11 protein-coding genes and 1 pseudogene are annotated in these 14,997 nt (G+C 56.8%); 3 read left to right on the forward strand and 9 right to left on the reverse strand.

Annotation, left to right across the window (positions count from 1 at the left end; all coding sequences use genetic code 11):
* Position 1 precedes the first annotated feature (1 nt).
* From GT753_RS07885 to GT753_RS07915, 7 genes are all read right to left on the reverse strand, one after another.
* Positions 2 to 814, reverse strand: coding sequence for a hypothetical protein (locus tag GT753_RS07885; RefSeq protein WP_069100349.1), 813 nt, complete (start codon positions 812 to 814; stop codon positions 2 to 4).
* 22 nt (positions 815 to 836) lie between these two features.
* Complete coding sequence (locus GT753_RS07890; protein WP_044031248.1) at positions 837 to 2,009, reverse strand: MFS transporter; 1,173 nt, start codon at positions 2,007 to 2,009, stop codon at positions 837 to 839.
* On the reverse strand, positions 2,006 to 2,815 hold the full coding sequence (locus GT753_RS07895) for a hypothetical protein (protein ID WP_015377860.1): 810 nt from the start codon (positions 2,813 to 2,815) through the stop codon (positions 2,006 to 2,008). Before GT753_RS07895 ends, GT753_RS07890 begins: the two co-directional genes overlap by 4 nt.
* 3 nt (positions 2,816 to 2,818) lie before the next feature.
* Positions 2,819 to 4,267: a radical SAM protein gene (locus tag GT753_RS07900; RefSeq protein ID WP_021504585.1), complete on the reverse strand. Its 1,449-nt coding sequence runs from the start codon at positions 4,265 to 4,267 to the stop codon at positions 2,819 to 2,821.
* Complete coding sequence (locus tag GT753_RS07905) at positions 4,267 to 5,544, reverse strand: glycosyltransferase family 2 protein (RefSeq protein WP_031299974.1); 1,278 nt, start codon at positions 5,542 to 5,544, stop codon at positions 4,267 to 4,269. Before GT753_RS07905 ends, GT753_RS07900 begins: the two co-directional genes overlap by 1 nt.
* A gap of 76 nt (positions 5,545 to 5,620) precedes the next feature.
* Positions 5,621 to 6,997, reverse strand: a complete 1,377-nt coding sequence (locus tag GT753_RS07910; protein WP_031299975.1) for a glycosyl transferase family 2 — start codon at positions 6,995 to 6,997, stop codon at positions 5,621 to 5,623.
* Positions 6,998 to 7,273: 276 nt separating this feature from the next.
* Complete coding sequence (locus GT753_RS07915) at positions 7,274 to 9,379, reverse strand: bifunctional diguanylate cyclase/phosphodiesterase (RefSeq protein ID WP_021504588.1); 2,106 nt, start codon at positions 9,377 to 9,379, stop codon at positions 7,274 to 7,276.
* 263 nt (positions 9,380 to 9,642) lie between these two features.
* On the opposite strand from GT753_RS07915, the gene GT753_RS07920 reads away from it, so the two are divergent.
* From GT753_RS07920 to GT753_RS07930, 3 genes are all read left to right on the forward strand, one after another.
* Positions 9,643 to 9,834, forward strand: coding sequence for a hypothetical protein (locus GT753_RS07920; protein WP_141241390.1), 192 nt, complete (start codon positions 9,643 to 9,645; stop codon positions 9,832 to 9,834).
* 493 nt (positions 9,835 to 10,327) lie between these two features.
* On the forward strand, positions 10,328 to 11,767 hold the full coding sequence (locus tag GT753_RS07925; protein WP_021504590.1) for a serralysin family metalloprotease: 1,440 nt from the start codon (positions 10,328 to 10,330) through the stop codon (positions 11,765 to 11,767).
* Positions 11,768 to 11,865: 98 nt separating this feature from the next.
* Entirely contained in the window at positions 11,866 to 12,180 is a 315-nt protein-coding gene (locus GT753_RS07930) for an AprI/Inh family metalloprotease inhibitor (RefSeq protein ID WP_004928502.1), read from the forward strand.
* 157 nt (positions 12,181 to 12,337) lie between these two features.
* On the opposite strand, the gene pqqF is transcribed toward GT753_RS07930, so the two are convergent.
* The gene (gene pqqF / locus GT753_RS07935) at positions 12,338 to 14,650 is read right to left on the reverse strand and encodes a pyrroloquinoline quinone biosynthesis protein PqqF (protein ID WP_160125459.1); all 2,313 of its coding nucleotides are present in this window, start codon (positions 14,648 to 14,650) and stop codon (positions 12,338 to 12,340) included.
* Between the two features lie 2 nt (positions 14,651 to 14,652).
* Positions 14,653 to 14,997 (reverse strand): annotated as a pseudogene (locus GT753_RS07940) (pyrroloquinoline quinone biosynthesis protein PqqE); the annotation flags it as partial.

Below are 14,997 nucleotides of genomic sequence, written 5' to 3' on the forward strand. Positions count from 1 at the left end.
TTTACGCCGGATGGGCGTCATTCTCGTTGCCGCCAATCGCCAGGTAATCCGTGTAGATTTGCGGCGCGCCGGAGAACGACGCCAGTGTTTTCCACTCGTCGTACATGCGTTCGGTGTCCTGATGCTCGGCCACGAACCTGAGCGCTTGCTCGGTTGAAACATCGAGCTCCGGATGGAACGCGTTGAGCGACGCCAGACTTTCAATGATCAGCATCACCGCGTATTGGTCCAGCCGGTTGCCGCTCTGGCCCTTCAGCAGGTGAAACTTCCAGCCCGGGTAGTCTTCCACGCGGTGGATGTTGTCGGTAATGAACCGTTCAAACCGCTCGGGCGAGACCCCTGCTTTAAGCGCCAGGTTATGAATGCCGATGACACGCTGAATGCTTTCCTTCCCCGGTTCGCTGCGGTAATTGGGGCCGGGCGGCAATGAACTGCGGCTATTCTCGGCCACCAGACGGTAACAGGTGTAAAGGGTCGGCAGTTCGGCGAAGGTCGCGAAGGTTTTCCACTCCTCAATCAGCGCGGCGGCCTCCGGACGCTGCCGCCAAAAGGCGTGCGCCTCGTCGGTCAGCTCGCCGTTGCCGTCGATATAGCGCGCGTAGGTGGCGGCGTCTTTAGCCTGATAAACCATCAGGTACTGATTTTCACGCTCGCCGCGCAGGCCGCGCAGCAGCGTCCATCGCCAGCCGGGATAGGCCGGGATGGCGACGCCTTTACGGCGAACGAACGCTTCGAAACGATCCGAGGCGACGCCCCGTTTCAGGTTGATTCCCACGTAGTGCAGGGAGAAAACTGGCGTGGTTGATGCATGCATTAAACGATCCTCGCAAGTTAAGTTAGTGAGATGTGTTCGTCACGGCTTTGGCGCTGATGCTGACCAGCAACAGGCACAGCAGCGTGCAGCCGAACGCCAGGGCCAGGCTGGTGTAATTGGCGATAAAACCGATCAGCGCCGGGCCGGTTAATAAGCCGAGATAGCCGACCAGCGTCACGGCCGGAAACGCTTGGCCAGGCGGCACCTGTTTTTGATTGCCGACGGCGTTGAACAGAATGGGAACGATGTTGGCGATGCCCAGGCCGGCGAGCATCAACCCGCCAAAGGCGGCCGATGCCAGAGGGACGGTGACGGTCAACAGCACGCCTGCCGCAGCGCACAGGCTGCCGAGCAGCAGAGTGCGGAAGCGCCCGACGGCGCCGATCAGCCTGTCGCCATACAGCCGCCCGCAGGCCACGGCGACGGCGTACAGCGTGAACCCGATCCCCGCCTGCGATTTGGCCACGCCGCGCTCGGCATGCAGGAATAATGCCGACCAGTCGAGCATCGCCCCCTCGGTCAGGAACACGAAGAAACAGAGCAGGGCGATAAACAGGATCTTGCCGTGGGCCAGCGCCCACCGCGCGCCGCCCCGTCGCCGCTCGCCGATGCCGCCGTGCGCCAGTAAATCGCCGGCGACGATCAGCAGCAGGATCGCGATGAGGAGGGCGATCAGGCCGATGGCCTGGGCCGGGGCGAGGCCCGCCAGCAGCAACAGACTGACGCCGCCGGCGCCGGCAATGCCGCCAAGGCTGTAGAAGCCATGAAAACCGGACATTTTCGCCTGGCCGCTCTCCCGCTCGACGATTATCGCCTGTGAGTTCATCGCCACATCCATGATGCCGTTGACGGCGCCAAATACCCCCAATGCCGCCCCCATCAACAGCGGAGCATCGAGTAACGCCAACAGCGGCAAGTCGATGCACAGCAAGGCGCCTGCGCCCAGCAACACGGCACGGCACCCCAGTTTGGCGATCAGATAACCGGCGAAGGGCATGATCGCCATGGAGCCGGCGGCGAGGCAAAACAGCAGCAAACCGAGCGCGCCGTCATCGATGCCCAATCGCGCTTTCACGAAAGGGATCAACGGCGCCCAGGCAGCCATGCCCAACCCGGCGAGGAAGAAGATCGCTCGGGTGGCGATTTGCCGGCGATGATTCTCTGCGGCCTCGCCGGTTAGCCAAGGCAGCATCATGACGATCGGCTCTGTGCGACGGACAGATAATCGGTATAAATCTGCGGTGAACCGGAAAATGACGCCAGTTGCTTCCACTCTTCATACATTTGCTTGGTGTCGCGATGCGCTTTGGCGAAGGTTGCCGCTTCGGCGGTGGCGATATCGGGCTCCGGATAGAACACGTCCAGCGCCGCCAGGCTGACGATTTCCATCATCACCGCGTACTGGTCGAGCCGATTGCCGCGCTCTCCCTTCAGCAAGTGAAACTTCCAGCCCGGATAATCCTCAATGCGATGGTGATTTTCGGCGATAAAGCGTTCGAATTGCGCCGGGGTCACGCCTTCGCGCAGCGCCAGATTGTGGATGCCGATAATGCGCGCCTCAGGCGGTTCGCCCGGCCGTTCCCGGTAGCGCGGGCCGGGCGGCACGTCGCTTTTTCTGTTCTCAGCCAGCAGGCGATAATCGCTGAACAGCGTCGGTAGCAGGCTGTAGGTGCCCAGTTTTCGCCACTCGGCGAGGATTTCCTGCGCGGCGGCATGCCGCCGCCAGAATTCGTGCGCGTGCGCCGTTCGCTGCCCGGTGGCGGTGACGTAACGATCGCGCTGCTCGGCGCTGTCAATCTCGTACAGCATCAGGTATTGCCCGACGCGTTCGCCGCGCAGGCCGCGCAGCAACGTCCAGCGCCAGCCGGGATAACAGGGGATATGCACGCCTTGTTCGCGCACGAAGGTTTCAAACTGTTGTGGCGTGACGCCGGCTTCGGTATCGATGCCGATGTAATAGAAGCTGAATACCGGTTTGGGATCGGAGACTGTCGTCGTCATCTTTCACTCCTGATTGGCGAATGCGGCGGAAAATTGGGTATTGATAATGGCTTCGACCAGCGTGACGCCGATGGGCGTGAGCGTCACGCACGGACCATCGACGGTGACCAGCGCTTTATCTACCAGGATTTTCAGCGTGCGGCGGATGACCGGGTTAGCAAACAGGCTGTTGCCGTCAAAGCGCCGTTTAAACACCCGATCGTCCACCGGCAGCAAGGTGGAGAGCGCCATTTTGAAGGCGTTCACTTCACGCTGGATCGGGGAGAAGCCGCGGCTTTCCTCGATGGGCAGGCGGTCTTGGTTGAGCGCTTCCTTGTACTTCTTGTAGCCGGTGATGTTGATGGCTTCGGATCGCGTCGATTTGGAGCTGCCGCCCAAACCGATCGCCACTTCCGGATACTGCTTGTCGAGATCGGTGATGAGCGCTTTCCACTTTTCCGGCTGTTGGTCATTGCGGTGAAAGTACATGGTGGGGTGTTCGGTATAGCCGCCATTCAGGTAGTTCTCGACCAGCTCGCGCATTTGGTACTGTTTGCCCAGCCCAGGGAAGCGCAGGTTGTTGATGCTGATCAGCCCCTTTTTCTGCCACAGGCTTTCGCGCTCGCCCGAGACGCCGGTGCGATTTTTAATAAACTCATCCATGTGCAGCTTGGTGCAGACGACGTGCGACAGATTCAGCTCGAGGGCTTTTTCCATGTCGTATTTCACGTCGTCCACGCTTTGGCCCAGCATGCCGTAAATGAGATCCACGCTGACCCAATCAATGCCGAGCGCGCGCGCGTGATGAATGGTCTCCACGCACTCTTCGGCCGAGTGCATGCGCCCGCAGGCGGTGATGATGTCGTCATTGAAGGATTGGGTGCCGAAACTGATTTTGCTGAAGCCGAGCTCTTTCAGCAGCGCCAGATAGGCTTTGTTCAGGGTGCCGGGCTCCCCTTCGAAGCGCAGGGTGGCGTTGGTGAAGTTAAAGTGGCTGAAGTAGAAGGCCATCATGCGGCGCAGTTCCGGCTCCGGCAGCAAGGACGGCGTGCCGCCAAAGACGTTGAATTCGCCGATTTCCACTTCGGCCAGGCTGGGCACGCGCGCCAGCCACATTTGCGCCTCCTTGATGTTGAAATCGACCAAATCGCGGAATACCGCCTGAGAGGCGGGCGCCTTGGGATTGAGGATCACCGTGGGGTACTGACAAAAATGGCAGCGATAGCGGCAGGTCGGGATATAGGCCCAGAGGTGGATTTTGCCCGCCTGGCGAATGTCGGCCTCCATATCGGCAAAAAACGCGGCCAGCGGGTAGTCGACGAGATCGCCGGGGAACACGTGACAGCCGAACGGATCCTTATGGACGTACTCCAGAAAGGCCCGGTTTTCCGGTTGCACCAGGAACGCGTTCACCCGCGGCGTGGGATAGTTTTCATCGATATCCAGCAATGAGTGCAAGGCTTCGTCGTTCATCAGAATACCCCTCCGTTGCCGAAATAGTTGTGGGCTTCGCCAGACTCGCGGTCTTCACAGAAGTAATAAACAAAGCGGGTGAAATCCTCGTCTTTGATCGTATCGAAGCAGGCCGGCAATGCGGGCGGGAAGCCGATATCGTCACCGACGGCGCGCCGCATGGCGGCAAACAGCGCATCGCGAAATTCGAGGTAGAGCCGATAGGCGGGGGTTTTGTAGGCATGGATCGGTTTGAAATCGATGATGCGCATCTCGTGTTTCAGCTCGTGAATGCGGCGGTAGAGGCTGTCGGCCAGCGAACCGGAGAAGAAATCGCGCACTTCGCTGTTTTCCAACAGCAGATACGGATTGAGCAGCACCGGCAGTAAGATATTCTTTGGCGTGTAGTCCTTGACCGAGTAGTCCCAGGCCAGTTTCGCCTCCGCCGGCGTGGCGTCCGCCAGCGCGGTTTTCTGCCGCTCAACGTCCGGCCGGACGTCCTTCATGATAATGATGCCGTCCTTGCCGTAGGCGATGCCGTTGATCACCTCATCGAGAATGGTGTCCACCCGGCGGCTGTTGATCTCAACGTAAGCATGGCGAGCGTAAACCGGCTTGCCGCCGTAGGCGATGACCTTAATGCCGAAGTCCCAGTCGTCGGACAGGTGTTCGACAAAGCGGCCATGGTTGAGCTGGTAGAAGATTTCGATGCCACCTACCGCGTCATACAGGCTGCGCTCCACCCCGAACCCTTTGCCGTCGGGGAAGCCGCCGAACAGGGAGAACGAAAATTCGCGCAGACGCAGCGTTTTTTGGATCTCGCGGAACAGGTTGGGGCGGTGCTCAAACTCTGCGGGAGGATAGTAATAGTTGCAGGTGCCCAGGTCGCCTTGTTGCTCGATCATGGTATTCACCAGCTCGTAAAGCCAAAATGCATCCACGGTGCAATCGGCATCGGCGGAAACGATATAGTGCTTGCGTTTATTTCCCAGCCGGCTGTCGCGGGCTTTAGAACGCAGCGACGCATAGTCCATGCCGCGTTTTCTGGCCGAGGAGACACCCTGCACCGTTTCGGCGATAACATGAATGGCCATAGCCGGATGCCTTTCACTAAACGCGTTTATTTTAGCGACGGAATCATCGGTGGAGTTGTTATCAACGACAATCAGTTCGTAAGTGTCGTGGGTGATTAATTCATTCTTGGTGTGCTGATTGAACAGCGAAAGTAAAACCGCCTCAATACGGTCGCTTTCATTATAAACGGGCAGTACGACAGACACAAAAACAGTATCACGCATAGATCCTCCAAGGGCTAATGAAAGTCCACAGTTAGAAATGGCTTGTCTGAAAATGAAATGTCACGTTATTCGATGATTAGCTGATATTTAAGAACTCCATGACGTTGTTGGATAAAATTCGCTTGCCCAGCGCGTAATTCTTTTCCGCCACGCGCTTCATCTGCTCCTTGTTATTAATGAACCGGTAGACTTCCTGGATGAATTCGTCGTTCGGCGGCCCATCCTGTAACTCGGAGATCGGCATGACGGGCGCTTCAAACCCATGCCGGCCGTAGACTTCGTGATAATATTCGTAGCGAGTGGTGATATAGCAACGGCGGCAACTGATCGCTTCACCGATAGGATTGCCATAGCTATCATAATCATACGAGGTGAGAAAAGAGACCAGGTCGCAAGAGTGATAGAGGTCCTCTATGCAAAACGCGTCGTTTTCCGAGCGCATATCGACATGGGGAAGCATGCCGACGAATTTGACATAGGGGAGAACATTCAGTTCCTGCGCCAATTTGGCGAGTTGCAGATAACATGACGGGTTTTCATATTCATTGCCGGCGATCGCCAAATAGGCGCGTCGAGTGTTGTGGTCGCGGATAAATAAATCATTAAGCCGGCTGATCAGCATAATATCGCGGTCCAATCTTTTCTGAGGGATGATGCGGGTGGTTCTGGCAATGAGAAGATCATTATCGCGAATATTCATCTGCTTTCTGACATTCGTGCTTTCGTGACTGTCCGAGAAGTCATAGGTATTTTTCTTTACCTCGACATGGACATCATGATTGCACCAGGCCTCCAGCTTTTGCTTCAGATCGTGATTGAGCGTGACATAGGTAATGTATTTTGAAGGGATAGGTTTGATGGCGTGAGAATAAGGTGGCGGGCCGTATTTGAGCACCTTTTTTTCGCTGTTCCACATCAGGTCATGATCGCGCCAGATGACGAAACGCGTCAGTCGATAACGTCGGCCATAATCTTCGATCGCCAGATACAGCGCTTTGGTATAGATGATGTTTTCCGGCAGCGTGCCGTTTTCCACCACCACATGGCTGACTGCGAGCGCTTCCCATTGGGCGACGAGGCGATCCGCCAGCTGCCGCGCCGTCAACGCGATGGTATGCAACAAAGCGGCTTTTTCTTGCTCGTCAATGGGCGTTTTCTGGCCGATCAACGCCGCGTGTGCGTAGTCGAGAAAGGCGGGGTGGTAATCTGGAATCGACGTGATGTCGTCCAGGCGGACCAGCGTAAAGACATCGCGGTAGATGTCATGCTCATGCTGATAGGGTTTATTAAAGTTTCCCTTATCAATCTTGATGTCGTATCCCAGATCAAGATAAGAGCGAAATCCACAGGCTTGCAGTCGTTTGGCAATCTTCATTGCTTCCACCGTGATCCCCGAGACCGAGACGGCATCGAACGAAATGAACATTGCATTCTTCTCTTGCCTTTCGTGCATCGCAGTACCTCCTGCTATTATTTGTAGTGCATTGATTTAAATTAACTATTTCTTAACAAGTCTCCGGTAACGTTCCCAATTGAGTGGAAAAAGAATCGTTTTGACGCTCTGGAATACACTCAAATCTGACAGAACGGAAGCTTAACCGTTCAAAAATGTAAAGATACGTTTATGCTTTGTGAGGGCTCTCACAAATATTCCGGTGCGGGAGGCGTGAAACAAGCAGAGGAAAAGAGGGGGGATCAACCCCCCGAATGTGGGGCATGCGATGCCGATTTAACGATTCGCCATGCCGCCTTCGGCAGGCTGAAGTATCGCCTGCAGCAACTCGGGCACCTGCTGGGACTCCACCGCCCGGCTGAACAGAAAACCCTGGCCGATATGGAAACCGGCTTCGCACAGTGTTTGGCGCTGCTGCTCGGTTTCCACGCCTTCGGCGATGATATCGATCGACAGTTTTTGACCGAGAATGCCGATGCTTTCCACGATCGCCAGGATCGCCGGTTCGGTGTTCATGCGTTGAATAAAGTCGCAGTCCAGCTTAATGCAGTCCAGCGGGTAATCCATGATATGGCTGAATGAGGAGTGGCCGGTGCCAAAGTCGTCCAGCGCGATGCGGATACCCATCTCTTTGAGCATTTGCAGCGCGCGCAGTACGTATTTCGAACCGTGCTTGTTGAACGCGTGTTCGGTCACTTCCAGTTCGATCAGGTGATGGGGAATGCGGAACTTCAGCAGACGTTGCAGGAAGGTTTCGGCGTAGTTGTCGCGTAAAAACTCGATCGGCGACACATTCAGCGAAATAGGCCGTACCGCCACGCCGGCCGCGCGCCAGCGGGCGATATCGGCGAAGACTTTCAGCTGCATGGCTTCGCTGATCTTGGTTGCCAATTCGTAGTCGTTGAACGCCTCGCTTACCGTCGCCGGCAGCTGTACGCCGTTTTGCGGGCAGTGCCAGCGCAGCAGCGCTTCAAAGCCGACGATGCTGCCGTCGATCAGGCAGACTTTCGGTTGGTAGCTGGGGCGGATGCAGTTGTCGCGTACGATCTGGCGCGCGTAGTTGAGCTGGCTGGCGCGGGCGCGCGCTTTGTCCATCATCTTGCGATCGAACATGTAGACGCCGCCGCGGCCGCCGTCTTTCAGTTCATACAACGCGGTATCGGCGCATTTCATCAGCTCCGAAGCGTCGCGAGCGTCTTTGGGATAGATGGCGCCGCCGATGCTCATGCCGCAATGCAGCGTCTTGCCGCCGTGGGTGATCGGCGTCTCCAACTGCAGCAGAAACTTGTTAGCGATGCGGAAAATATCCTGCTCGTTTTCGACATCGCTGATCACCACGGCGAACTCGTCGCCGCCGAGGCGGGAGACGAACGAATGCGCATTCATGCAGGCGCTGAGCCTTTTACCCAAGATCCGCAGCAGATGGTCGCCCGCCGCGTGGCCCAGCGTGTCGTTCACCAGCTTGAAGTGGTCAAGATCCAGCAGCATCAGCCCAAGCGACTTTTTGCCGTGCAGGGCGCGCTTCATCTCTTGCTTCAGCTTTTTCTTGAATAAGCGCCGGTTGGGCAGGCCGGTCAATTCGTCATATTCGCTGGCGAGCAACAGACGTTGTTCCATCACGCGTTGCGACGTCACGTCGCGCGAAACGCACAAGATCTCGGCCACGGCGCCGTGTTCATCGCTGACCGGTGTGAGAATGTTGTCCCAGTGCTGTTTTTTACCCTGCGGCGTCACGCTCAATCCGGTGAAGCGCGCATTTTTTCCGGCTCTGACGTTGCGCAGCGCCTTGCTGCCGCGGCGACGGATCTCGGGGGACAGCAGCCCCAGCCAGGGCATGCCAAACTCTTTTTGCGCCGGATCAAGACCGAGCGCCAGGCTGCCGGAGCGATTCATGTGGCGCAGCGTGCCGTCGTGATTGATCACTTTGATGCAGTCGACGCTGGCGTCCAGCATGTCTTGCTGGATAGAGAGCGCCTGAACGTTTTGCTGGCGTTGCAGCATTTGCGGATGGATGTCGGTGGCGGTGAGGTACCAGCTGGGCTCCTGCGCCATGCCGTCCTGACGGGCGTTAAACGCCAGCATAAACCACCGGTAGGCGCCGCTGCGCTCGCGCAGACGGGCTTCGCCGGCGAACGAGGAGAGGGCAACGATCGCCTGGCGCCATTGCGCGGCCAAGCGATCGCGATCGTCGGGATGCAGTGCATCGAGCCAGTCTGTGGCGGCGTGCTCACCGGCGATGGCGCCGGTATAGTCGCGCCACTGCTTATTGAAGTAACCGCCAAGGCGGTTGCCGAAGCAAATCAGACCCGGCAAGTCGTCTACGATTTCGCTATAGAGATCAATCGGATTTTTGTTATTACTCTGCTTGGGCAACAGGGTCATGCGGTATTTCCTCGGAAAATTACCCATATTCTTGCTCTATAGCAGAGCCTCTTTCAATATAGTCATTGCCAATGAAAATGGGAATAGCCAGCGGGCGCGGCTAAGAACCGGCCTGGTAGCATGAAATAGATTACGCAAGAACGCATTAGGAATACTCCTGTTATTTATAAGCCCCTCTTATATTGCATCGAAAAATAAGTGCTCCGACCACGATGTTTTACTGTCTGAAAAAGTAATCAATATTGATGTTTCAATGTGGCGAAATGTTTAGCTGCCATGCTGTTGTTGCGCTCGGCATTTTGCTTGCGCTATGCACCAATGCTGAAGAAATCCTCGCTTATGGCGGTGATGCTCACCATTTCATGCACGTTTTAACAGGCGCCAAAGCACGGTTCCCGGGCGATGACGAGAAAAGTGATGATATAAATCAAGAAATGTTTTGTTTCATCTGTTGACACTTTGCTGACGTGTGAGATAGCCTCGCGAATGATAATCATTAGCAAAACTGGATGGTGTCGCAAATGCATTCACGTAATGATCCCCAGGTAGCGGTTCGGATGACAGGCAACGTTCATAACACGAGACCACGTCTGCTGTGGTCTCTGGCAACGAGACAATGTATCGAACGGCCGCTGTCATCAAGCCTCTTGGGCGGCATCTTCACTTAGCCTCAACCAGCAGATCTCGGTATTAAGCCATGGCCGGATCAAGGCGGTCTATTATTTCCACGCATTTTTCGCGGATATATCGCGATCTCACGGAGTTGCATACGTTCTCAATCATGGGTAAGGAGGCCTCGGGCAGTTAAAATTAAATTTACTCTCTGGGTGTAAAGGAATTGGCAAAAAGAATGGGGCGTATCGGGTTACCGCTATTCTCAGGACTTTGATTAACCCCAAGAGACATTTCGGATGTCATATTAATACTAGCTTCTTTGTGGAGAAAGCTATGGGTAATACCATGAATGGAAACAAAACAGGTTGGGACAGTGTTAACGATCTTATTCACTACCATGAGCGCGGGAATGGTTTGACGATCAATAATAAACCGTCCTATGACATAAATGATGCGGGGTTGCAGATAGCGCGCAGCGATAAAACCTGGAATGGCGTTCACGTCACGGGCAAAGATGCGACGGTGACCTATTCATTCCCGGATTGGGAATATAACGAACTGAACCTGGGCCACCGCTCCTCAGAACGCGATACGGGGCTAAGTGCGTTCACGCAACATCAACAAGAACAGGCGAAGTTATCTTTGCAATCCTGGGCCGATGTTGCCAACCTAAAGTTTGTCGAAGTGGCATCGGATCAACCTTCCAATATTACTTTTGGGAATTATGAAGGGAAAGGGCAAGCGTATGCCTTGAAACCATTCTCATATAATGGCAATGACTACAGAGGATACAATTCTGATGGGCAAAGTTGGTATAATATTAAGAACCATTCTGAAAACTTGCATCCTGAGCTGGGTAATTACGGCCGTTTAACCATTACCCACGAAGTTGGCCATACTCTCGGGTTAGATCATCCGGGAACGTATAATGCGGGGCAAGGAAGCCCAAATTATACCAAGGCAGTTTACGCCGAAGATACCCGGCAGTTTAGCGTAATGAGTTACTGGAATGAATCCATTACCGATGCGGATCATGGCCACTACTATGCCGCTGCACCGTTGGTTGATGATATCGCGGCCATCCAACATCTTTACGGTGCCAACATGACCACCCGAACCGGCGACACCGTTTACGGGTTTAATTCAAATACAGACCGAGACTTCTATACACTCAAGGGCAGCCACGACAAGCTGGTGATGTCTGTCTGGGATGCAGGTGGTAATGATACCCTTGATTTCTCGGGGTATAGCCAAAATCAACGTATCAACTTGAACGAAGGCGCGTTCTCCGACGTCGGGGGATTAAAAGGGAATGTTTCCATCGCTGCCGGTGTCACCATCGAAAACGCGATAGGGGGCTCAGGTAATGATATCATCGTTGGGAATCACGCAGACAATACGCTCAAAGGCGGCGCCGGCAATGATGTTATTTACGGCGGGGCTGGTCAGGATCAATTATGGGGAGGAGACGGTAATGACATTTTTGTCTTCTCTGATCTTAATGACTCGCCTGTTCAGGCACCTGATACAATTTGGGACTTTGAGTCAGGCAAGGACAAGATCGATCTGTCCTTCTTCAACCAAGGCGATAAAGGCAGTGATTTCATTCAGTTCGTCGATCATTTCAGCGGGCAGGCCGGTGAGGCGCTATTGTCCTATGATAGCCAGAACAATCTGAGTGAACTGGCCTTCAACATCCAGGGCGGTGCAAATCCAGACTTCCTGGTGCACATCGTTGGACAGGCTGACGTCGCTGTTGATTTTATCGTTTAAAATGGCAACGGTGGGCGATGATGCCCACCGTTTCACATGGGCCACCTATGTATAAATTTATTCTTGTCGGAATAATATTCTTGTTTTCAGGAGTCTCTATGGCAAGCAGCCTGGTTTTACCTTCCGCCGAAACGCTATCCGGGCAGTGGACGGTCAGTGATAAATCAAAATCTTGTGTTGTGCAGCTCAACACGGAGAGTGTGGATTCGGCTGGCGGCTATAGCCTGAAATTCTTGTCTGATTGCACGCCCGACGTATTGCCGCAAGAGCCTGCCGCATGGCGTCCCGCCCCCGATGGCATTGCGCTGTTGGACAAGGATGGGCTAACCGTACTTTTCTTCTCTCAGGAAGACGATCATTACCGTAGTCAAATCTGGGCTGAGACAGGAAAGATCTTGAAGAGAAATAACTAGCCAACAACGCCTTCTTATCCCTCGGCCTCGGCCGGCGCTTCTGAACGCGGTCATCACGTTTCACGTCGCTCCGCTCACGATTTTCTGAGATATCGTTCCCTTGGTTATTCGTTGTCTTGCTGCGTTTATATTGCGTCGGGTGGACACCGGCGCAATATCAGCCGGCAACGAACAGCCGCTGCTGCCAGTGCAACAGTTGTGTCAGCGTGATTGGCGCAGCGGCAGCAATGGTCGCGCGATTTTCCAACGCAATCTCCCGCGCGCGTTGCAACGGCTCGGCGCTGAGGCGTTGCAAGTTTTGTTGCAGCGCCTGTTGCGTTTGCTCCAGCTCACCAACGCTAACGTGCGTCAGCTCATGATGCATCTGCTGCAAGAATTCGTCGGTTAACTGCCGCAGCTGTTCCGCGGTGAACGTCGGGGATTGCAGCGCGAACAGCAGGCCTTCGGCATGGGTGCAGCGGTGGAAGGCACATTGCACCACGTAGCCCACGTTGCGTTCCACGCGCAGCCGCTGAAAATAGCGCGGCGCGTAAAGCCGGGCCAGCACGCGCAGCGCCCAGCGGCCTTCGGCTTCATCGCTTTGCAGCGGGTAAAACTGCAGCAAGGCGTGTTCGGCGCCGCTTTCCGTCAGCGTGACAGGAGGAGGTAAACGCGGCGGCGTTTGCGACTCAGCCGTTATGGCGTAGGGGAAGTCATACAGCAAATGTGACAGCCGCCGTTTTAACTCGCCATCGCCGCCGACCAGGGTGGCATGCCAGTGTGGCGCCGTTGCCGTAGAGACGTTCAACGCCGCCGGCAATTGGGCTAACAGGCGGCGAATGGCGATATCGTTTTGTTGTTTTAACTGCGCGTGGCGCAGGTTTCTCGCCGCCTCGTTGATGACGGCCGACGACGGCGCCGCCAGGGCCCGGTTCACGACGTTCAGGCCGTGGCAGATCAGCCCGTGGCTGCCCGCCAGCTGCAGCAGCCACACACCCTGGTGGCGTTCGACGCTTAAATGTCCCTCCCGATGCGCTAACTCGGCCGCTTCGGGGCGCAATGCCGCCTGCAAACCACAGGCCTGTTCTTCGCTGAGTGAGCCATGCGACGATGGGCGCAGCAACAGCACCGGCTGCGCCTCGCCGGAACGTAGATGCTGCAGCGGCGCCTGGCCGGCCGGCAAGGGCGGTATCGGCAGCGCCGCCGAAGCGGAGAAAAAGCGGAAAGGCTCCGCTGTAGGCGTCAGCGCGGCGCCGACGAAGGGGCCAAGGGTCAGCGGCAGCCCTTGGATTTCGCGCGTTTCACCGCCCCCCTCGGGCAGCACGGCCAGGCGGCGGCGCGGCGCTGCCATCAGCATAGCGAGTTGCCGTGTCCAGTCGTCATGCTGTTCCGTCGGCGGCAGCCCCAATGCCCTGGCCCGCAGCTGATCGAGCGGCGCCAAACGGTGAAAATCGCGGTTCGCCAGTTGCCCGAAATGCTCGAGCTGGCCCGGTGTCAGCGCGTTCAGGGCCTGCAGCCATGCTAGCAAGGCGCTTTCGATATGGGCGGCCTCAGACGCCGAGCCGTGATTGACGGTGAAAATAAAACTCAGCAGGGCGCTGTTTTCGCCGCAGCGGGCATAATCCAGACGAACGGCGTCACCCCACGCGTGCGCGCGCAGCCGTGCCAGCAGCCCGCCTGGGGCATCGTCCAGCAATAAACGCTCAAGCCGTCGCAGCCAGCCGCGTGAACGGCAGTGCGGCAGGGCAAACACCAGCCGCAGCTGCGGCGCGCCGGGAAGAGACAGCGTGTAATCTTGTCCGGCGGCCAGCGGCGGCAATGTCTCGGGCGGCGTGGCGCTGCCCGACGGCAAGCCGCCACCGTAGCGCTGTGCCAGCGCATGCAGGTGCTCGAGCGATTGCGGGCCTTGCAGCCACAGCGTCATGTTCGGTGCGCGGTAATAGTGGTGGTGAAACTGCCGCAACGCCTGCTGCAATGCGGAAATATCGCTGCCGAAAGCGGCGCGGCTGCCGATATGAAAGCGATGCAGCGCGTCAAATCCGCTGAACATCTGCCGCTGCGCCGCTTCGCAGCGGGTTTCACCGTCGGCGCGCAGCAGGCGGTATTCGGCGTCGATGACCTCGATCTCCTGGGCGATTGCCTCAGCCGCCAGCTGCGGGGCGGCGAGCATATCGCTCAGCCGAGCCAACCCCTCCGCCAGAGGGGCAGCGCCCACTTCAAAGAAAAACGCGGTTTGCGTGGCCTGGGTGGTGGCGTTTAGCCGGCCACCGGCCGCCTGCGTCCAGCCCATCAGCCCATCTTGCGCGCTGAAGTTCGCGCTGCCGCGAAACAGCATATGCTCCAGCAGATGCGCCAGGCCGGGCCAGGCGGCAGGCGCCTGAAAGCTGCCCGCTTCGATGCACACCAGTGCGGCGGCGCCCTCAGCGGCCGGGGTGCTTATCACCCTGACGGCCAAACCGTTATCGAGCTGCCACGAAGCGGCGAGTGTCATCGTCAGCCCTTGAAGATCAGTCGGGAGTTGGTCTGATTGCGAAAGCGCAGCTGATCGATACCGATCTGCGAGCGATTCGCCGCTTCACGCGCCGCCAGAATGGTGCCGTGATGCGGCGATTTGCCGCACACCGGGTCGGCGTTGTCGGCGTTGCCGGTCAGCATGAACGCCTGGCAGCGGCAGCCGCCGTAGTCTTGCTCTTTCTCCGAACAGGACCGGCAGGGTTCCGGCATCCAGTCATAGCCGCGATAGCGGTTAAAGCCGAAGGAGTGGTACCAGATATGCTGCAGATCGTGCTCCAGCACCGACGGAAACGTAATCGGTAACTGACGGGCGCTGTGGCAGGG

Origin of the sequence: Serratia sp. Z4 (assembly GCF_009900725.1) — a bacterium.
Classification (GTDB): Bacteria; Pseudomonadota; Gammaproteobacteria; order Enterobacterales; family Enterobacteriaceae; genus Serratia; species Serratia nematodiphila.